General features: G+C 46.8%; 20 protein-coding genes. 12 read left to right on the top strand and 8 right to left on the bottom strand.

The genetic code is table 11. The annotated features are described in order from the left end of the window. The first annotated feature begins 4 nt into the window (after positions 1 to 4). From CD05_RS0105665 to CD05_RS19570, 4 genes are all read left to right on the top strand, one after another. On the top strand, positions 5 to 1,297 hold the full coding sequence (locus tag CD05_RS0105665) for a hypothetical protein (RefSeq protein WP_028509670.1): 1,293 nt from the start codon (positions 5 to 7) through the stop codon (positions 1,295 to 1,297). Then, on the top strand, positions 1,269 to 2,192 hold the full coding sequence (locus CD05_RS0105660; protein WP_028509669.1) for a radical SAM protein: 924 nt from the start codon (positions 1,269 to 1,271) through the stop codon (positions 2,190 to 2,192). The genes CD05_RS0105665 and CD05_RS0105660 overlap by 29 nt, the downstream gene beginning before the upstream one ends. A 124-nt stretch (positions 2,193 to 2,316) precedes the next feature. After that, positions 2,317 to 2,838, top strand: a complete 522-nt coding sequence (locus tag CD05_RS0105655; RefSeq protein WP_028509668.1) for an HD domain-containing protein — start codon at positions 2,317 to 2,319, stop codon at positions 2,836 to 2,838. 141 nt (positions 2,839 to 2,979) lie between these two features. Continuing rightward, complete coding sequence (locus tag CD05_RS19570; RefSeq protein ID WP_028509667.1) at positions 2,980 to 4,038, top strand: MerR family transcriptional regulator; 1,059 nt, start codon at positions 2,980 to 2,982, stop codon at positions 4,036 to 4,038. 50 nt (positions 4,039 to 4,088) lie between these two features. On the opposite strand, the gene CD05_RS0105645 is transcribed toward CD05_RS19570, so the two are convergent. The 8 genes from CD05_RS0105645 to rsmA all read right to left on the bottom strand — a co-directional run bounded on the left by CD05_RS0105645 (position 4,089) and on the right by rsmA (position 14,639). Further along, positions 4,089 to 4,793 carry a DUF1648 domain-containing protein gene (locus CD05_RS0105645; RefSeq protein ID WP_037322829.1) on the bottom strand — a complete coding sequence of 235 codons (705 nt, stop codon included), beginning with the start codon at positions 4,791 to 4,793 and terminating at the stop codon, positions 4,089 to 4,091. Further along, on the bottom strand, positions 4,790 to 5,059 hold the full coding sequence (locus tag CD05_RS0105640) for an autorepressor SdpR family transcription factor (protein WP_028509665.1): 270 nt from the start codon (positions 5,057 to 5,059) through the stop codon (positions 4,790 to 4,792). Before CD05_RS0105640 ends, CD05_RS0105645 begins: the two co-directional genes overlap by 4 nt. A 141-nt stretch (positions 5,060 to 5,200) precedes the next feature. Further along, positions 5,201 to 6,619 carry a glycogen synthase GlgA gene (gene glgA, locus CD05_RS0105635; RefSeq protein ID WP_028509664.1) on the bottom strand — a complete coding sequence of 473 codons (1,419 nt, stop codon included), beginning with the start codon at positions 6,617 to 6,619 and terminating at the stop codon, positions 5,201 to 5,203. 159 nt (positions 6,620 to 6,778) lie between these two features. Further along, positions 6,779 to 7,909, bottom strand: coding sequence for a glucose-1-phosphate adenylyltransferase subunit GlgD (glgD, locus tag CD05_RS0105630; protein ID WP_347495051.1), 1,131 nt, complete (start codon positions 7,907 to 7,909; stop codon positions 6,779 to 6,781). A gap of 14 nt (positions 7,910 to 7,923) precedes the next feature. Continuing rightward, positions 7,924 to 9,126 carry a glucose-1-phosphate adenylyltransferase gene (locus CD05_RS0105625; RefSeq protein WP_028509662.1) on the bottom strand — a complete coding sequence of 401 codons (1,203 nt, stop codon included), beginning with the start codon at positions 9,124 to 9,126 and terminating at the stop codon, positions 7,924 to 7,926. Positions 9,127 to 9,147: 21 nt separating this feature from the next. Beyond that, positions 9,148 to 11,121 (bottom strand): 1,4-alpha-glucan branching protein GlgB, encoded by a 1,974-nt coding sequence (gene glgB / locus CD05_RS0105620; RefSeq protein ID WP_028509661.1) that lies wholly within the window; start codon positions 11,119 to 11,121, stop codon positions 9,148 to 9,150. A gap of 277 nt (positions 11,122 to 11,398) precedes the next feature. Beyond that, complete coding sequence (locus tag CD05_RS0105615) at positions 11,399 to 13,675, bottom strand: PP2C family protein-serine/threonine phosphatase (RefSeq protein ID WP_028509660.1); 2,277 nt, start codon at positions 13,673 to 13,675, stop codon at positions 11,399 to 11,401. A 103-nt stretch (positions 13,676 to 13,778) separates the two neighbouring features. After that, the gene (rsmA, locus tag CD05_RS0105610; RefSeq protein WP_028509659.1) at positions 13,779 to 14,639 is read right to left on the bottom strand and encodes a 16S rRNA (adenine(1518)-N(6)/adenine(1519)-N(6))-dimethyltransferase RsmA; all 861 of its coding nucleotides are present in this window, start codon (positions 14,637 to 14,639) and stop codon (positions 13,779 to 13,781) included. A gap of 141 nt (positions 14,640 to 14,780) precedes the next feature. Here rsmA and CD05_RS0105605 point away from each other — a divergent pair, with 141 nt between their 5' ends. The 8 genes from CD05_RS0105605 (at position 14,781) to CD05_RS0105570 (ending at position 20,003) form a co-directional block, all read left to right on the top strand. Then, positions 14,781 to 14,972, top strand: a complete 192-nt coding sequence (locus CD05_RS0105605; RefSeq protein ID WP_028509658.1) for a hypothetical protein — start codon at positions 14,781 to 14,783, stop codon at positions 14,970 to 14,972. Positions 14,973 to 15,283: 311 nt separating this feature from the next. Further along, complete coding sequence (purE, locus tag CD05_RS0105600; protein ID WP_028509657.1) at positions 15,284 to 15,781, top strand: 5-(carboxyamino)imidazole ribonucleotide mutase; 498 nt, start codon at positions 15,284 to 15,286, stop codon at positions 15,779 to 15,781. Further along, positions 15,778 to 16,446 (top strand): HAD-IA family hydrolase, encoded by a 669-nt coding sequence (locus CD05_RS0105595; RefSeq protein WP_028509656.1) that lies wholly within the window; start codon positions 15,778 to 15,780, stop codon positions 16,444 to 16,446. Before purE ends, CD05_RS0105595 begins: the two co-directional genes overlap by 4 nt. A 30-nt stretch (positions 16,447 to 16,476) precedes the next feature. Continuing rightward, on the top strand, positions 16,477 to 17,511 hold the full coding sequence (purM, locus tag CD05_RS0105590; RefSeq protein WP_028509655.1) for a phosphoribosylformylglycinamidine cyclo-ligase: 1,035 nt from the start codon (positions 16,477 to 16,479) through the stop codon (positions 17,509 to 17,511). Between the two features lie 79 nt (positions 17,512 to 17,590). Beyond that, complete coding sequence (gene purN, locus CD05_RS0105585) at positions 17,591 to 18,217, top strand: phosphoribosylglycinamide formyltransferase (protein ID WP_028509654.1); 627 nt, start codon at positions 17,591 to 17,593, stop codon at positions 18,215 to 18,217. A gap of 10 nt (positions 18,218 to 18,227) precedes the next feature. Beyond that, positions 18,228 to 18,749: a GNAT family protein gene (locus CD05_RS0105580; RefSeq protein ID WP_028509653.1), complete on the top strand. Its 522-nt coding sequence runs from the start codon at positions 18,228 to 18,230 to the stop codon at positions 18,747 to 18,749. Then, positions 18,749 to 19,465: an IMP cyclohydrolase gene (locus tag CD05_RS0105575; RefSeq protein WP_028509652.1), complete on the top strand. Its 717-nt coding sequence runs from the start codon at positions 18,749 to 18,751 to the stop codon at positions 19,463 to 19,465. The genes CD05_RS0105580 and CD05_RS0105575 overlap by 1 nt, the downstream gene beginning before the upstream one ends. Before the next feature lie 13 nt (positions 19,466 to 19,478). Next, positions 19,479 to 20,003, top strand: coding sequence for a CbrC family protein (locus tag CD05_RS0105570; RefSeq protein WP_037322827.1), 525 nt, complete (start codon positions 19,479 to 19,481; stop codon positions 20,001 to 20,003). Positions 20,004 to 20,020: the final 17 nt, after the last annotated feature.

Raw genomic sequence — 20,020 nt, 5'->3', positions numbered from 1 at the left:
GCATATGGCTTACAAATGCAAAATATGCGGATACAAATTCAAGGCCGGTGACGGCTCTTTATGCCCGGAATGCTTTACGGCGAGGGAGGAAGAACTGAGCTTTGACACATCAAGAAAGAGCGAGGAGCTCTGGAGCAGTCGCAGCAAGGAGAAGCTCGGCAGCTTTCTTGCAGATGAGATGAGGCAGGAGCTTCACGAAGACATTTCGATGAAAAAGAGCCTTGACCGTGAAGATGCAGCCAAGACAAGGAGCTTCACAGAGCAGGGCGCACACGTCAAGAACGAGAGCTTCAAGCAGGCCTATCAGGAGCGAAGGAGCAGAGACACTACCAACCCCGGCAGAGTTTTCACCGACAACAAGCAGCCGCAGTCTCGTGCCGGTTCATCATCGCAGCAGGTAAACAGCTTTCTTGATTCTATTGACCCGACACTCAGAAGCAGGATAACAGGTGTTGACACGCCGGATCAATCGACCTTTCGTTACTCTCATCACACATCTAATACCGGCTATACCTCAAATCAGCAGATGCTGTATGGGATAAACGGCGGCAAAACGCCCGGCGCAAACAGCTACAGTGCAAACAACAGCTTTTCAAGCTTCCAGGGCAGGAGTAGTCAGCAGCGGTATGCAAAGGGCAGCAACTCAAAGGCTGTTGGCGTTGTTATCATATGCGTTGCTATATTCATACTGATAATCAACGCATTTGAGGAAATAGCTGATTACTCCGAAGAAAAGAAGCAGGAAGCGAGCAGCTCAAACAGTATCAGTGCTGTTGATGTGAGCAAGATAAACCCGAAGATAGATCTGCCCTTACAGCAGGAGCTTGTGGCAGACTATGGCGAATACAAGATAAAGCTGACAAACTATCAGTACGGCGACAAGAAGATCGACCCGAAGAAGAAAGAAACGAACGATAAAAGCTATCCTTCCTCAGAGTGGGACATGAGCAAAGAAAAGTTTACTGAGCTGATGTTTGAATTCACCATTACCGGAGAGCACGGCGCTGAGCTGCCAAATGCTGACAGTCTCGTACTGTATGCGTTCAACAAGGACGGTGAGGTGTGCTGGTGCAACGGGTATGATTGCATAGTTACCGCAAGCAATGACAAAAGCGGCGAATACATCATGCTCGTGACTTTCCTGGTGCCTGAATCGGCTAATGAATTTGACTGTTATATTTCCTTCTCATCATCAAAGGTCAAGGATGGATTGGCAAGCTTCCAGAAATTCACGACTGACATGATCGACAAACAGAACGGTAAGAAAAATGACGGATCATCTGACTCTGCTAAGTGAATGCAGGCTATGCCCGAGGCAGTGCGGCATTGACAGGACAAAAAGCAAGGGCTTCTGCGGCGAGGGCAGGAGCCTTAGAATTGCAAGGTGGGGCAGGCATTACTGGGAAGAGCCCTGCATATCCGGCAAGGAGGGCTCGGGGACGGTCTTCTTCTGCGGGTGCAGTTTAAAATGCGTTTTCTGCCAGAATCATGAGATATCTCAGGGCAGCACGGGATATGATATAACCGAAAGCGAGCTTGCTGATATCTTCCTAAAACTCCAGGACAAGGGTGCAAACAACATAAACCTTGTAAACCCGACGCATTTTGTTCCGCAGATACTCACAGCGCTTGATATTGCAAAGGACAGGCTCATGATACCCGTTGTATACAACTGCGGCGGATACGAGCGGGCTGAGACTATAAGGCTGCTAAATGGGTACATAGACATATTCCTCCCCGACCTTAAATACTATGACGGCGAGCTCTCTTTCAGATACTCAAAGGCAAGGGATTATTTTGAAAACGCCATTGCCGCTGTAAAGGAAATGGCTGCCATGACCGGGAAGCCTGCGTTTGATGACAAAGGGATAATGAAAAAGGGCGTTATCATCAGGCATCTTGTATTACCGGGCGGCAGGCATGATTCTATAAAGCTCATGGACATGATCGGGCAGAACTTTGAAAAAGACGAAGTGCTTGTAAGCCTTATGAGCCAGTTTACACCGACGAAGAACTGCGAAGGCATCCGTGAGCTTTGCCGCAGGACGACGACTTTTGAATACAACTCTGTAATAAAGGCACTTGAAAAGTACGGGTTTGAAGGCTTTATACAGCAAAGGTCATCGGCTGACGATGTATACATTCCGCAGTTTTTTAATGACAAAAAGGTAACATTTTTCCAGAACGATTGACAAAATCAAAATATTGATGTATAATGATAGTAGTCGGGAATGCGAAGACAACTATATATTGTTGTTCATGCGTTTGATAGCCTTTGGACAAAGGCGGCCTTAGGACAATAAGGAGATCTGATCTATGTCAAAAGCACTTGGTTCAAGATACACGATCGAGTCATCTGAGACCTCGAAGGAATACTACGAGATAGTCAAGGATCTGCTCGACAGCGATATAGTTAAAGAAATGAAAAATTTCAGGCATCACTACAGCACGACCTGCTTTCAGCACAGCCTGAATGTTTCATACTACAACTATGTTGTCTGCAAGAAATTAGGGCTCAACTACAAGCAGGCTGCAAGAGCAGGTATGCTGCACGATCTGTTCCTGTATGACTGGAGAGTTGAGAAAAGAAAGAAGGGCGAGCTGCCGCACGGCTTTACTCACCCGAAAAAAGCGCTTGAAAATGCCAGGCAGCACTTTGAACTGGACAAGCGTGAGGAGGACATAATCATCAAGCATATGTGGCCTCTCACAGTAAAGCTGCCGAAATACCCGGAGAGCTATGTTATAGTTATGATGGACAAGTATTCGGCTATGATCGAGCTGGGGTCTTACTTCAAGGGCAAGCTGACCGGGAAATACAAGAAAGCAAAGAGCTAAAAACACGTAAACTTAAGGCCGACAGTAAAATGTCGGTCTTTTTTATAAAAGAATTATATTTTTGTGTTGACTCTAAAGTATACTTCAGGCTTATAATATGTTCATAGGGTACCTTATAGGAAAAAACAAGGAGGACAGATCATGAAGATAGGCGAATTTGCAAAGGCTTGCAGCACAAAGATATCTGTTTTAAGGCACTATGACAATGAAGGTCTGCTTAAGCCCGTGTACATAGACAGGTTTACTGAATACCGCTACTACGACGAGTCGCAGATAGAAGTGTTTGAGCGGATAACAGAGCTTAAGGCTGTGGGCTTCACGCTGTCTGAGATAAGGCAGATGCTATATACGGGTGAAAGCACAGCTGCACTGTTTGAGCGCAGAAAAGCAGAGCTTATAAGCCAGCTTCAGGATCTTGAAAGACTAAGCAAGAGATCTGGAGGGATCAATATGAACAATAATTTCAAGCCTCTTATCGAGGACACAGAGGTAGCATTTGAAAACGACGAAAGAGTAATTGGCAAATGGGAAGCCGTCAGTGAGAACATCGGCGACAGGAACAAGATAGTATACTTCCTGCCGGGCGGAGAGTTTTACTGGTGCTTTAGCTGGAGCAAGGGCAAGCTGATATACGACGACGGCGTGAGCCGCTTTTTAAACGATTACCGTCTGGAGGAGAGAAATGACGAGCTGTACATGATAATCAGCTTTAAATCTCAGGACTACAGCGAGACGGGCAAGACAACACCCATCGCTCTGCGTAAGCTCGACAGCAAACACTACACAAGAGAGCAGATAGCTAAGAAAGACGACATAAACAAGCCTTTTATCCCCGATGAAAGGGTGCTTGGCAGGTGGAAGGCATTTTGCTTTATCGGCTCGGCAATGCTGGATAAGGATGACTTTATCCCCTACAGCAACCCACCAAAGGGCAGCAAGGAATACGGCATAGATTATTTCAGGGAGATAGAGTTTATTAAGGGCGGCAAGGTAAAGGCTGTATACGCAGATGAGACGATCGAAGGCGATGATAAGCACACCTGGACAAGGGGCTTCTGGCTGCGCAAGTGGAACAGCTGTGCCTGCGCCTACGAGATAAAGGAATTTGACGGGAAGGAATATCTTATCATCGAATGGAAAAGCGGCGACTACCGGTTCGGCGGAAGCAAGACGGACTACTATGTAATGGTAAGAGCATAAACAGTAAAGCAGCAGAGGAACTTATGCGTTCTTTCTGCTGCTTTTGGTTTTTAGATCATTTCTGTTTTGGCTTTGGAAGTCTCAGCAAGATATACTTTATGAGCGTAAGCGCAGGAGACTATCACACAGGCTGTGAGGTAACTAAGCAAGAGCACTATAGCAAGAATACCGTTTGCAAATGATGTTGAGACAATGCTCATTATTCCTGCAATGCACAGCGCTTTGCCTGCAAAGCGGTTTGACTTGCTCCAGGTAACATCGTTATACTCAGTCCATGACAGGCGAAGGCCGATGCCGCTGTTTTTCTTGGTCTTGGCGCAGAGGTTGCCGCAGACTATAAAGAACAAGCCCATGAGAAGTGCTGTGAATTTAAGGTCATCTATCTCCAGCTGCGAGACGCCGGAGTTTGTCGTGGCGAGTATTTTATAGATCGTATGGCCGAGAACTGCCGACATCAAAACAAGAACGCCAAACGACATACCGACAGCGACTTTACGGTTTGTCTCGGCAGATACACGCTCTTTATCATCGGGGGCGTTGGCGGCTTTTTTCTCAAAGCGTGTTATCATGCCGACAAACACGAGCATAATGACAAGTATGAAAACAGGGATAAGCAAAAGCTCATACCTACTCCCCCAGCGGTCGGCATTGCCTGAGAGGTCATAGTGCATCGGCACTTTTTGTGGCATAAACTGCACGGATATCGAAGCGGCGACAAGCGGAAGGAATGATAGTGCGGTGATAAGTTTTTTCATTTTCTTTCTCCTCCAAGCTGCGTTGCCCACAAGATAAGCTCGTCAAGGACTGACGTGTTTATCTCATAGTAGACAAAGTTTTTCTCTTTATATTCCATAACAAGGTCTGCGCTTTTCAGCAGTTTAAGATGATACGAAAGAGCCGCAGGCGTGACATTCAGGCGCTCGGCTATCTCACCGGCGCTGAGTCTTCCGTCTTTGAGCATTTCGAGTATATCTCTGCGCTGCTTTTCTGACAGCACCTTGAATATACTTGTTTTTGACATCGGCACCCACCTATTTCAAAATTTCTTTAAATAGATGATACCACAAAAGTCTTGCATTGTCAAGGGGTATTTAAAAATATTTTTAAATACTTGATACAAAAAAGCAGCAGCACCCGAAGCGGATACTGCTGCTTATACTATTTAGTGGATATCCTTATAAAGGCCTATATAGAGCTCAGCTGACTTCTTCCAGCTGAAATCTTCCTTAAGTGCCTTGGTAACAAGAGCGCCCCACTTCTTCTTATCGTCGTAGAGGCTTCTTGCACGGACGAGTGCATCGAGCATATCGTGTGCGTTATAGGTCTTGAAAGTAAAGCCGTTGCCTGAACCGTCAGGCTCGCCGGCATCCTTTATACTGTCACGCAGGCCGCCTGTCTCACGGACTATCGGGATAGTACCGTATCTGAGAGCTATCATCTGGGCAAGGCCGCAAGGCTCGCTCTGTGAGGGCATCAGGAACATATCAGCACCGGCATATATTCTCTTGGAAAGCTCGGGGATAAAGCCTATCCTAAGGCCTACCCTGTCGGGATAGCGGTAGTGCATCTCGTTGAAGAAGTCTTCATATATCTTCTCGCCGGAGCCTAAGATAACGAATTTATAGCCTATCCTGATTATATCCTCAAAGACATACTTTATAAGGTCAAGACCCTTATGAGATACAAAGCGTGTAACTATGCCGACTATAGGCTCATTGCCCTCTGCAAGGCCGAACTCGGAGATAAGAGCCTTCTTACAGTAAGCCTTGCCTGCCTTATTCTTTGCGGAATAGTGGCGTGCGATATTCGGGTCGGTCTGAGGGTCATATACCTTCTGGTCGATACCGTTGAGGAAGCCGCAGAGCTTATACTGCTTATTGGCAAGTGCTCTGTCGAGGCCGTGAGAATACCAGGGGTCAAGAATCTCCCAGGCATAGCTCGGAGAAACTGTGGTTATCTTATCGCTCACCTCTATTGCTGCCTTCATGAAGTTTACATCACCGTCATAGGAGAGCAGGTTGGTATGGTAGAGCGGGATACCCATAAGGTCATTTATAAGCTCAAGACCATACTGACCCTGATACTGGATATTATGGATAGTGAAGACTGTCTTTATATCCTCATAGCCCGGCTGGTAGCGGTAGAAGATATCATAATAAACAGGAACAAGAGCTGTCTGCCAGTCGTTTGCATTTATGACATCAGGCTTGAAGTCGATATAATGCAGAAGTTCAAGAACGGCACGGGAGAAGAATATAAATCTCTCGGCATCGTCATAGAAGCCATACAGGCCATTTCTTGCGAAGTAGTATTCATTATCGAGAAGATAATATGTAACGCCGTTATATACGCCCACGAACACGCCGCAATACTGATTACGCCATGCAACAGGCACTGTGAAGTTAGTAAGATACTGAAGCTCGTCTTTAAGCTCCTGTCTTATCTGGCTATAGTAAGGGATAACGACACGGCAGTCATGCCCCTGTTCATTTATAGCCGCAGGAAGCGAGCCGGCAACATCTGCAAGACCGCCCGATGCTGCGTAAGGCAGAGCCTCACTTGCTGTGTAAAGTATATTCATACGATTCCCTCCTTCTGGGGTATTAAGGCAAAACCTCACGACCACCGGCAGATGCCTTTATACGCCATACACTTGCGTGTCTGACGCACAATGGTCGTGCGGTGTTGCCAAATCGAGCCCAAATAAAAGTTTATTTGGGCCCGATAATACAGATTCAATTTAGAGTGAAGCGCCCTTACCTACATACATTGGATACTCGGGGCTGCTTGTAAGGAGCCTGCCGCTGCCTACTGTAACATTCTTATCGGTGATGACATAGGACATCTCGGCATTATCGCCGACAACGGAATCCTGCATGAGAATGCAGTTCTTTACCTTTGCGCCCTTGCCTACCTTAACGCCTCTGAAGAGAACGCAGTTCTCGACTTCGCCCTCGATGATACAACCGTCTGCGATAAGTGAATTCTTGACTTCGCAGTTAAGGTCATACTTAGCAGGAGCATTATCTCTTATCTTGGTATAGATAGCTCTCTTGGGGAGATATATCTTATTGGAATTCTCAGGATCCAAAAGCAGCTGGTTAGCTGTAAAGTAGCTGCTGATACCGCTTATCTTGCTGAAATAGCCTGAATACTCATAAGCCATTATCTTAAGGTCATTCACTCTGCCCTGAAGGATATCCTTCTCGAAGGAAAGGAGGCCTCTTGCAAAGGAATCCTGTACGAGGTCGATAAGGAGATCCTTTCTGATAACGAACATATTAAGGCTTGCTGTGCAGGTGCCGCTGAGCTCGGGCATTATAAGAACGCTCTTTACGTTATTATCATCATCTGTATTCAAAACAGTTGAAAGAGCTATCTCCTCGCTGGTATAGTTGCCTGTATGAGAAACAACTGTGATATCAGCGCCTGTCTTGATATGCTGCTCGATAATCGGCTTATAGTCCATATTAGTAACTATATCGCAGTCAGAAAGAACTACATAATCAGCGCTCTGGTGCTTGATGAAGCTGAGTGCGCCGTAGAGAGCCTCTATCCTGCCACGGTAGAGCACGCTGCCTTCGTTACCGAAAGGAGGAAGTATGTAAAGACCGCCCTTCTTACGAGCAAGATCCCACTCTCTTGCAGAGCCGAGGTGGTCAAGAAGCGACTGATAGTTAGATTTTGTTATAACGCCAACAGCAGTGATGCCGCTGTTTACCATATTAGAAAGCGGGAAGTCTATCAGGCGGTATCTGCCGCCGAAAAGGATAGAGCCCATTGTTCTGTGTTTAGTCATTTCGCCCATAGTCATGTCATGCATATTAGCAAAAACAAGACCGAGGACGTTACCCATATTTACGTTCATCATTACTCACCTGCCATTCATATATTCTCTGAGATTATCTGCTTGGGTGCTACCTTTGCACCGTCGGACACTGTGATATTATGGCCGACAACTGCAACGCCCCATTCATCTTTATTCTCGATAGTCTCAGGTCTTGCGCCGACCTGTGCGTTCTCGCCGACAACAGAATTCTCGCCGACTATGGCATACTCTATTTTAGCGCCCTTCTTTATCACACAGCCGGGCATAAGTATCGAATCGAGTATCTCAGCGCCTTCCTCAACAACAACGCCGTCAGATATCATAGAGAACTCTACCGAGCCATCTATAACGCAGCCCTCTGTTACCATAGAGTTCTGTATCTTTGCGTTCTTGCCTATAGACTGAGGCGGAAGTGCAGGGTTTCTTGAATAGATCTTCCAGTTGGGATCATAAAGGTCTATCGGGATATTAGGATTGATAAGATCCATATTAGCTTCCCAGAGGGAGTCGATAGTACCAACGTCCTTCCAGTAGCCGTCGAAGCGGTAAGCCACGAGCTTCTCGCCTGCTTCTCTCATATCGGGGATAATATTCTTACCGAAGTCCTTGGAAGCCTCCTTATCGTTCTCGTTAGCGATAAGGTATTCTCTGAGCTTGCTCCAGGTAAAGATATATATACCCATTGAAGCGAGGGTCGAGCGGGGGTTCTTGGGCTTCTCCTCGAAGTCGATGATATTATCATCGTTATCGGTTATCATGATACCGAAGCGTGATGCCTCCTCCTTGGGAACGTCCAGAACAGCGATAGTAGCTGCTGCATTCTTTTCCTTATGGAAATCGAGCATCTTGTTATAGTCCATCTTATAGATATGGTCACCAGAGAGGACTACGACATACTCAGGAGAGTATCTCTCGATAAATGCTATATTCTGATAGATAGCATTTGCTGTACCCGAATACCAGTCAGCACCAGATGCCTTCTGATAAGGAGGGAGCACATGGACGCCGCCGTGAACTCTGTCGAGGTCCCAGGGCTGGCCGTTGCCGATATACTCATTAAGAACGAGGGGCTGATACTGAGTAAGGACGCCTACTGTATCTATACCGGAATTAATGCAGTTTGAGAGCGGAAAGTCTATTATCCTATACTTTGCGCCGAATGGAACTGCAGGCTTAGCAACTGTCTGTGTCAATGCATATAGACGGCTGCCCTGGCCGCCTGCAAGAAGCATTGCCACACATTCTTTTTTGTTAAACATTGTAATTCACCCACTTAATCTTTATTTATCAGCTTTCTTAGCTGTTTTTTTTACTTTCTTGACTGTAGCTGACTTTTTATCGCCTGCATCAGACTTCTTCTTTTGAGGTGCCTTCTTGACTGTGAAATACATCACAGAGAAAGCCGGGATATCAACGCACACTGACTGCTCGAAGCCGTGCATAGGAGTATCAACGCTCTTGACTGTTCCGTTTGTCACAGGTGAGCCGTCGGGAGATGTGGAATTGAACACCTCAGTATAGCTGCCCTTATAAGGAACGCCGAAGCAGTATGATCTTCTCTCAACAGGAACGAAGTTGCAGACTGTGATGATCTCATTTTTCTTATTATCAAATCTTCTGAAGATTATAATAGACTGCTTATAGTCATCATTAGCTATCCAGCTGAAGCCTTCCCAGGAAAAATCGTCCTCCCAGAACTGAGGATGTTCGAGATAGAACTTATTGAGGTTCTTGGAGAACTTCTGGAAATTGCGGTGGTTCTCATACTCGTCTATCAGGAACCATTCAAGGCTGTTTTCATAATCCCACTCTCTGAACTGCGCAAACTCGCTGCCCATAAAGAGGAGCTTCTTGCCGGGGTGAGCCATCATATAGGAAAGGAAAAGCCTTGCCTGAGCAAACTTCTGGTCTGTATCGCCGTACATTTTATTTACGAGCGATGCCTTTCCGTGAACTACCTCATCATGCGATATCGGGAGAATGAAATTCTCGGAGAATGCATAGAAGAAGGAGAATGTGAGCATATCGTGGTGGAATGCTCTGTGTATAGGATCCATAGCCATATACTTGAGCATATCGTTCATCCAGCCCATATTCCACTTGAAGTTGAAGCCAAGGCCGCCGTCGCTTGCAGGCTTTGTTACCATAGGCCATGCAGTTGACTCCTCGGCTATCATAAGAGCATTGGGGTTTCTTGCAAAAACATTCTCATTGAGCTTTTTGAAGAACTCGATAGCTTCGAGGTTCTCATGGCCGCCGTAAACATTAGGCGTCCACTCGCCTGCCCTTCTGTCATAGTCGAGGTAGAGCATTGAAGCAACAGCGTCAACTCTCAGGCCGTCGACATGATACTGTTCGAGCCAGTAGAGAGCATTTGAAACAAGGAATGAAACGACCTCGTTCTTGCCGTAGTCGAATACTCTTGTACCCCATGCGAGGTGGTCTCTCTTCTTAGGGTCGGAATACTCATATACACAGCCGCCGTCGAACTCATAAAGGCCTGCCTCGTCCTTCGGGAAGTGAGCAGGCACCCAGTCAAGGATAACGGATATGCCTGCGTTATGGAACAGGTCTACCATTGCCTTGAAATCATCGGGTGTACCGTATCTCGAAGAAGGAGCAAAGTAGCCTATACCCTGATAGCCCCACGAGCCGTCAAACGGGAACTCTGCAAGAGGCATGAACTCGATATGAGTATAGCTCATCTCCTTAAGGTAAGGGATAATGCTCTTTGCGAAATTCGGGTAGCTGAAATACTTACCCTCGGTACACAGCTTCCACGAATTGAAGTGTACCTCATAGATATTCATCGGGCTCTTATAGACATTTTTCTTTGCCTTTTCTGTGAGCCATTCGGAATCATTCCACTTATAAGTAGACTTGAACACCTTGGAGCCTGTTGACGGCTTGACTTCCATATGTGTACCATACGGGTCAGCCTTCATATGCAGCTTTCCGTCACAACCGTCTATAGCGTACTTATATGTATCAAACTGCTTTAGCCCGGTCTTGAAGATCTCCCAGACCTCTGTATCGGCTATCTTCTCGAGCGGATCGGCATCCTTTTCCCAATTATTGAAATCTCCAACAAGTGAAACCGCCTTGGCATTTGGCGCCCAGACTCTGAAGAAGTGGCCCTTTTTGCCGTCCTTCTGCCCTTCATGGCAGCCGAAAAAGCTATACGCTTCAAAATTGTTACCCTGGTGGAACAAATGCAGCGGAAGCTCATATTCACTGGCGATATCATTTATCATTTTTATGTTATCCTCCTTACATACCGTCAAACGGTTATTAAGGCAAACGCCGGCTATTTCTGCGAAATGGCATAATTATAGCTTTTTTATTTACCTCTATATCTATTTTAAACTTTTTTGAATTATTTTGCAATAGCTTTAGTTGTTATTCTCATAATCTCACATATTTAAACACTCCCAATTGTTAATATTGCACAAAAGAATTTAACCGATTTGGCCGTGAAAAAAGGGAATCGTGAAATAATAAAGAACAGATTTAATATTTTTATATGATTTGTCACACAGAGCTGTCTATTCTGACTGCGGCGACTGTGATATCGTCGCTGACAGATGCACAGTCATCACCGACAGCGAGCTCGCCTATCATTTTTGCAGCCGCATCGGGAGACAGGCAGCCGAGCTTCTGAATGACATCTTCATCGTCTGTGAGTATCTGCTCATCGACGCCGTCAGATGTCATTATTATCATATCGCCGGCATTTATCCTAAGCTGTGTCACATCAGGCTCACAGCGTGTGAGGATACCTGTCGGGAGGGCGTTGCTGGCTATCTTGATAACGCTCCCCTCTCTGATTATATAGGAAGCGGCAGCGCCTGCCTTAAGAAAAGAGGCTGTATGCGAGAACAGGTCGAGCCTGACTACATCAAGAGTAGAGAAGGACTCGTCCCAACTCTTGACGCAGAGAGCGGAGTTTATAAGCCGCTCTGTACAGCTCATCGAAAGGCCTGATGATATTAATCTTCTGACAAGGCTTACCGTGAACATAGAGTCAAGCCTTGCACGCTCGCCTGTGCCCATACCGTCTGAGAGGATAACATAGCGCTCACTCTCGTTGAGAGTAATGGTATCAACTGTATCGCCGCAATACTCGCCGCCGGAGCATGAGGCCTGGAAGGTAGCTATATTTGCTTCGAGCTCGGGCTTTTCGGTAAAGACAAGCCTTGTGACACGGCCTATGACATTGATGCTCGGAAGCTCCATATCACAGCCCACTATATCAGACAGGCGGACTGTGAGCCTTACAAGGTCGCTCTTAAAGCCGCCGTTTACAAAAGCCTCGACAAACAGCCGGCGGTTCTCGTTGGTATAGACACAGACCCTTGCGCCCTTACAGCCGCTTATAGCGAACAGCTCGCCTGCACGCTTACACAGAAGCTCGTCCACCTCTTTGATACGGGCTACCCTGCCGGACATATCGTTAAGAAGCTCCTCCATTGACAGGAGCTGTTCGCACAGAAGCTCACGCATTCTTGTGACGGCGATATCGTTGGCTTTCTCAAAGGCAAGCTCGTCCGCCGCTCTGAGAAAGGCCGCCTTCACGACCGGCTTATTTATACACTCAGGCAGAAAGCTCATGATATCCTCGTCTGTCACTGTGCCGTAGCTGTCGTAGATGTTTTCAAGTATAGAGAGAGCCTTATCATGCACCGGGCGTTTCTTACGGCAGATATCGCAGCAGTCACACTTTGAGCAGACGGAAGAATCGACCCTTGAAGCAAGGGAGAGCGGCTTATACCTGTCGCCGATTTTTAGGGAGATAAGAGATATATCACGTCTTACATCTGAGATAGTCTTTGCGGCATAGCCAAGCCTTGAGGATGCCGTCTGGCCGACAAGGTCGACTGTGCTTTTAGCTGATGTGAGCATCGACCTGCCTGCCTTGAAAAGCCCGGCCGGAAGAAGAACGCTTATTACAACACCAGCGACAATGTCCCAGAACATGACGAAGGTATCGCTGTTGACACCGACAGCGGCAAGGCTGACAAGCACTGTGATTATAAAAGATGATATCGCTGCAAGGTCGCTGAGTGCAAAAAGAGCGCCGCAGATAAGGCCTGACGATGACATGATGAGTGTATTTGATGCAAGCGACGGCGAGCAGAGAGCCACTGCACACGCAGTGAGCACACCAACGAGCGCACCGCCGGCAGCACGGTATTTCTTAGCAAAATACAAGAGAACGACAGTTGCAAAAACACGCCCGAGGTCAAGCGGGAAAGGCACAGATGCAAGAGCACACACGAGCAGTACAAAAATGACTGCTGCGAAAGCGCCCCTTGAGCCGCTGAGTGACAGCTTTCGGGTGACAGTATATTCGTCAGATAAGATACAATACATAAACACCGCAGACGAGCATATCATAGCATCGACTACGCTGAAAGCAAGCCTATAGCCGTCAAAGCCGAGGCCGACCGCTTCTGCGACATTGACAAGGAGCATGATGACGCAAGAGCCGACACCGAGCACCACGGGTGTACAGAAGTTTCTCTTTCTTATAAAGACTGCAAGGAGCGACACGAGCAGTGCGCTGCACACCTTTGCAAAGCATTTCATAAGCTCGCCGGAGAGAAGATAGCAGACGACCATTCCGGCAACAGCAAAGGGCGAACAGCCGCCGCTTACCGCAGCTGCGCAGACACCGAGCGAGAAATGCTCTCCCAGCAGTCTTGCACCTGATAGCAGCATACCGAAAGAGAACGCCATGATACACATTGCAGGGTTTCGCACTCTTATCTCGCTTTTATCCTTTACTCTCGAAATGACCTTCTGCATTTTAAACTTCACCGCCATAAAAAATTTGCTCTGCGTGACTATTTGCAAAGCAAATTCATAATAGCATATGGCAAACGAGAAAAATGTCGGTTATAGAGTGGGGTTACAGTAATTTTCTCAGATTTTCACAGAACAGTATCAGCTGTTCCATCGAAAGAGCCTCGGGGCGGCAGCTGGGTGAAAGCGAGCTTGCCTCTATCGCAGAAGCAACTACAGACTTATCAATTCCCATTGCCGAGGAGACGGAGTTGGAAAGAGTTTTTCTGCGCTGAGAGAACGCTGCACGGACAGTCTTAAAGAAAAACTGCTCATCGGTAACGCCGGCAGGAGTAGACTCTCTGATATCAAATCTTATAACGCAGCTGTCAACATTCGGTGAGGGCATAAAGCTCCCACGGGAGACATTGAACAGCAGCCTGGGTTCACTGAAATAATTGACAGCGACAGTGACAGCGCCCATATCACGGGAGCCTACCTTCGCAAGAAGGCGTGTGCCGGCTTCCTTCTGCACCATGACTGTAACGCTTTTTATCGGAAGTCTGCTCTCGAGGAGAGACATGATTATCGGTGAAGTGATATAATACGGGAGGTTTGCACATACGGCAACGTCAAGACCTTCAAATTCCTGCCTGATAAGCTCATGGAGATCGACCTTCAAAACGTCGGAGATGATGAGCTTGAAATTGTCATACTCACTTAACGTTTCCTCTAATACAGGCTTTAAGCGGTCATCTATCTCTATCGCCACGACCTTATCGGCACGCTTACAGAGCTCGTTGGTGAGAACGCCTATACCGGTGCCTATCTCTATGATACCGAAGCCGGGCTTTGCATTGCCCATTTCAGCTATTTTAGGGCATACTGTGGGGTTGACAAGAAAATTCTGACCAAGGGCTTTTGAGAATGTAAAGCCATGCCTTGACAGCAGCTCCTTGACAACGCTTATATTTGAAAGATTATCCATAACGCACCTCCGTAATATAATTTTAACACAAAATAATAAAAAATGTCAAGTATGCTGATGAATAATAAAAGCGGATATGCCAAAAATAATATCAGTAAGGAGATGAGAGCTTTGCCTATGATATCCAGGAGAAGTACGAGCATGGACATACCACTCGGGCTGAGCATGGCTATGGCACAGAACCCAAGTGTGCTGAGCATTTTTGAGAGCCTTGACAACAGCGAATTAAAGGCACTTGCCGGGATAAGAAATGAAGCTGCAACTGACATGAACGGGCGGGTCAACGGGCTGTATGATGCGGCCGATTCCTTCGGGCGGATAAGAATGTTTTAAAAACGTTCATAGAAAATTGCAGAAGTAAAATCTGTATAGTAAATATATACAATAGACCGCTTTTTATCGCCCGGAAATTTTATTCTCTGTGTGGTTGAAAAAACAAGCGATTTAAGGTATAATATTAGTAGTGTAAAGAACACATTAAGTGCGAAAGGAACGACGGCTATGATGATGACTTTTGGCGGCGCTGGATATTCATCAAAAGGCTTTTGTATTAGAGGCTGTTCTTTTTGCGCTTTGAAATACCCGGAAAAGACTGCAACCTGATATAGTTGCAGTTTTTTGATTTATGAAAGTGAGATGTTTTTATGAAAAAGGTCGCTATTATCATGGGGTCTGACAGCGATTTTCCTGTTGTCAAGAATGCAGCAAGCACTCTTAAGAGCTTTGGCGTTGAGTACGAATGTCATGTAATGAGCGCACACCGCTCGCCGGAGCTGGCTGCTGAATATGCAAAGAACGCAAAGGCAAACGGCTTTGGTGTTATCATCTGCGCAGCCGGAATGGCAGCACACTTAGCAGGTGTTGTGGCAGGTCACACTACCCTGCCGGTAATAGGTATCCCCTGCAAGGGCGCAAACTTTGACGGAATGGATGCTCTGCTCGCAACTGTTCAGATGCCGAGCGGCATACCTGTTGCGACTGTTGCTGTTGACGGTGCAAAGAATGCTGCAATACTCGCAGTTCAGATGCTTGCGATAACCGATGAAGGACTTGCTGAAAAGCTCGAAGCTGAAAAGGCAAAGATGCTCGAAGGCGTAAAGCAGAAGGACGCTGCAATGCAGGAGAAGATAAAAGAGCTTTGAGTACATACAGATACGACACGGCGCTTTTTGACCTTGACGGGACGCTGACTGACTCGGCGGAGGGGATAATCAGATCCGCAAGATATGCGCTTGAACAGATGAAATGGGATATCCCGTCTGACGAAGTGCTCGCAAGGTTCCTCGGACCGCCGCTGATAGTTTCCTTTCAGGAGCAGTGCGGCATGAACAAGGAACAGGCAGCGGAAGCTACACGGCTATTCAGGGTAAGATACACTGACACAGGGCTTTTTGAAAACAGGCCGTATGACGGTATTGTCGAGATGCTTGAAAGGCTGAAAAAAGCCGGCATATGTTTAGCGACTGCGACGAGCAAGCCTGAGGATTATGCGGTAAGGATACTTACGAAATTCGGGCTTATTGATTACTTTGACTTTATCGGTGCGGCGACGTTTGACGAGAGCAGGCACGACAAGATAGCAGTCCTGGGATACACGCTCGACAAGCTCGGTATCAAGGACAAAAGCAAGGTGATAATGGTCGGTGACAGGTCAAATGACATTGACGGAGCACACCGGTTCGGTTTGGAATGCATAGCCGTAAGATACGGCTACGGCAATGATGATGAGTTCAAGGCTCACTCGGCTGACTATATCGTGGACACACCGGATATGGCGGCAGATGTGATCCTTTCAATACGCTCTTAACAGGGCAGAAACTAAAAGTGAGGTAGATCTATGAAGAGTTTTTCAGACAGCTACAAGGACGCAGGCGTTGACGTAACAGCAGGCTACAAGTCGGTAGAGCTTATGAAGCAGTATGTCAAGAGGACTATGACAAACGGTGTTCTCAGCGGCATAGGCGGCTTTGGCGGACTTTTTGAGCTTGATCTTACAGGCATTGAGAAGCCGGTTCTCGTTTCCGGCACAGACGGTGTCGGCACAAAGATCAAGATAGCATTCCTGCTTGACAAGCACGACACAGTCGGCATCGACTGCGTTGCAATGTGTGTAAATGACATAATATGCTGTGGTGCAAAGCCGCAGTTCTTCCTTGATTACATAGCTTGCGGAAAGAATATCCCCGAGAAGATAGCAAGCATCGTTTCGGGTGTGGCTGAGGGCTGCGTTCAGGCAGGCTGTGCGCTCATCGGCGGTGAGACAGCCGAGCACCCGGGTCTTATGCCCGAGGACGAATACGACCTTGCAGGCTTCTCTGTAGGCGTTGTAGACAAGAACAAGATAATCGACCCCGAGAAGCAGAAGTCCGGAGACGTTATGATAGCTATCAAGTCGAGCGGTGTTCACTCGAACGGCTTCTCGCTGGTAAGAAAGGTATTCACAGTAAACGAGCAGAATCTTGCAAGACACTACAGCGAGCTTGGCAAGACTCTCGGCGACACACTGCTGACACCTACAAGAATATACGTCAAGGCTGTTATGGAGCTTATTTCCAAGGTCAATGTAAAGAGCATCTCGCACATCACAGGCGGCGGCTTCTACGAGAATATACCACGTTCTCTCCCCACCGGCTTAAGTGCAAAGATCGAGAGAAATGCCGTACAGGTGCTCCCGATATTTGATGTTATCGCAAAGACAGGCAACATTCCTGAGAGAGATATGTTCAACACCTTCAACATGGGCGTTGGTATGACAGTCGTAGTTGACAAGAATGATGTTGACGCTGCCATCGCTGCTATAAAGGCAGCCGGCGAGGACGCTTATGTTCTCGGCGAGCTTGTAGAGAGCGAAGAAGGCGTAATAATCTGCTGATAATACTTTTAGCGACACTATACGGGCAAGCTGTATGGTGTTGCTTGGGTTTTAAGGAGTATTCAAAATGAGTGAAAATATGAAGAATATCGTTGTTCTGGTATCGGGCGGCGGAACTAATCTGCAGGCGCTTATCGACTCACAGAACAGGGGCGATATCAAAGGCGGCAGGATAACCTGTGTCATCTCCTCAAAAGAAGGAGCTTATGCTTTAGAGAGAGCTAAGAATGCAGGCATCAAAACAAGAGTGCTCGCAAGGAAAGAATACAGCGACATTGCTGAATATTCAAAGGCAATGAAAGATGCACTTACCGAGGAGCAGGCAGACCTTGTGGTCTATGCAGGCTTTATGACTATACTTGACGAGCAGGTATGCAGGGCGTTCCCTTACAAGATGATGAACGTTCACCCGGCGCTTATACCGAGCTTCTGCGGCAAGGGCTTTTATGGGCTGCACGTTCACGAGGCCGTGCTTGAAAGCGGCGTTAAGGTATCGGGCGCTACTGTTCACTTTGTAACAGAAGTATGCGACGGCGGGCCGATAATATTACAGGGAACTGTCGATGTAAAAAACGACGACACGCCCGAGACATTACAAAGGCGAATTATGGAAAATGTTGAATGGAAGCTTCTGCCGAAGGCTGTATCGCTTTTCTGTGAGGGCAGGATAACGATAAAGGACGGCAGGGCTTACGTTGACCTGTGAGGTATGAAAAATGGTTAGACTAAGACCTTTCAAGCCGCAGGATGCTGACGAGGTTTGCCGCTGGATAGGTGAAGACGAAAAGGCCTTCATGATGTTCACAGCGGGCAGATATAACTATCCTTTAGCGGCTGAGGAGATAGTATCAAGGCATTACGGCTTTGAAAGAGAAAATGATGCTTTTATGATGACAGCACTTGATGAAAGCGGTAGAGTATCGGGGCATTTTATATTCAGAATGCTCGATTTTGAAAAGAACAGTGTACACATGGGTTTTATTATAGTTTCACCCGAGAAGCGTGGAAAGGGCTTTGGCAAGGAAATAGTGTGCAAGGCTGTAAGCTTCGCTCATGACATACTGGGTGTAAACAGAGTGACACTGGGCGTTTTTGAAAACAACGAGGCGGCATACAACTGCTATCTTTCAAGCGGCTTCAAGGTAACTGAGCACATCAAGGACTGCTTTGAGTTTAAAGATGAGAAGTGGGGCCTTTATGAAATGGAATACATATTTGAAAACAAGGAGGAAATCTGATGAAACAGCTTGACATTTACGAGGAGCTTAAAAACAACTCCTACCCCGGCAGAGGCATAGTTATAGGAAAGTCGGAGGACGGCAAGAACGCTGTTACTGCTTACTTTATCATGGGCAGGAGCGTTAATTCGAGAAACAGAGTATTTACCGAGACTGAGGACGGCATAAAGACCGAGGCTGCTGACCCGAGCAAGCTGACAGATCCGCACCTTATAATATACTCGCCTGTAAGGGTACTCGGAAACAAGACTATCGTTACAAACGGCGACCAGACTGACACTATCTATGAGCTTATGGACAAGCAGCAGACATTTGAGCAGAGCCTGCGAACAAGAGAGTATGAGGACGATGCTCCCAACTACACACCCAGAATTTCCGGCATCATGCACGTCGGCGAGGGCAAGTACAACTACGCTATGAGCATTCTCAAATCTGCTGACGGCAACCCTGACTGTGTTGAGAGATTTACCTACACATATTCTGACCCGTTAAGCGGTGTGGGTCACTTCATACACACATACATGGGCGACGGTTCTCCCCTGCCGAGCTTTGAGGGCGAGCCTAAGAAGGTAGCTATACCCAACGACATTGACGAGTTCACAGCTAAGCTCTGGGACGCACTCAACGAGGACAACAAGGTATCGCTCTTTGTAAGGTTTATCGACATCGAGACAGGCAAGGCTGTTTCTAAGGTAGTTAACAAGTACAGCAAGTAAGGAGATAATTAATATGCTTCCTGCTTTTAAATACCACCCTGACCCGATAGGGACCGGTGCATTTATAAAAGGTGAGATACAGACCTGTCAGTGCTGCGGAAAAGAAACAGAGATCTGGTATGAAGGCCCGTTTTATAGCGAAGAGGAAATAGAATGTCTTTGCCCTGAATGTATCGCAAGCGGAAAGGCAGCCGAAAAGTTTGACGGTATGTTTCAAGACGACTTTTCATTAGAAAAGAAATTAGAGTCTGAAAAGATCGACGAGCTTATCCACCGCACACCGGGTTATATGGGCTGGCAGCAGGAATTCTGGCTGGCTCATTGTGATGATTACTGCGCTTTTGTAGGATATGTGGGCTGGAAAGAAATAGTAGATATGGGGCTTGAAAAGGAAATTGAAGAGACCTATGACAAGAAATTTGATTACTTTGAATTTGAGGACATAAAGAAAAATCTTCAAAACGGGGGCAGTATGCAGGGCTATTTATTTAGGTGTCTGCACTGCAAAAAGCATTTTCTTTATATTGATTGTGACTAATAATTTATAAACTGGAG

Origin of the sequence: Ruminococcus sp. NK3A76 (assembly GCF_000686125.1) — a bacterium.
In the GTDB taxonomy this organism is placed as follows: Bacteria; Bacillota; Clostridia; order Oscillospirales; family Ruminococcaceae; genus NK3A76.
This window is presented reverse-complemented; position numbering and strand designations above follow the sequence as displayed.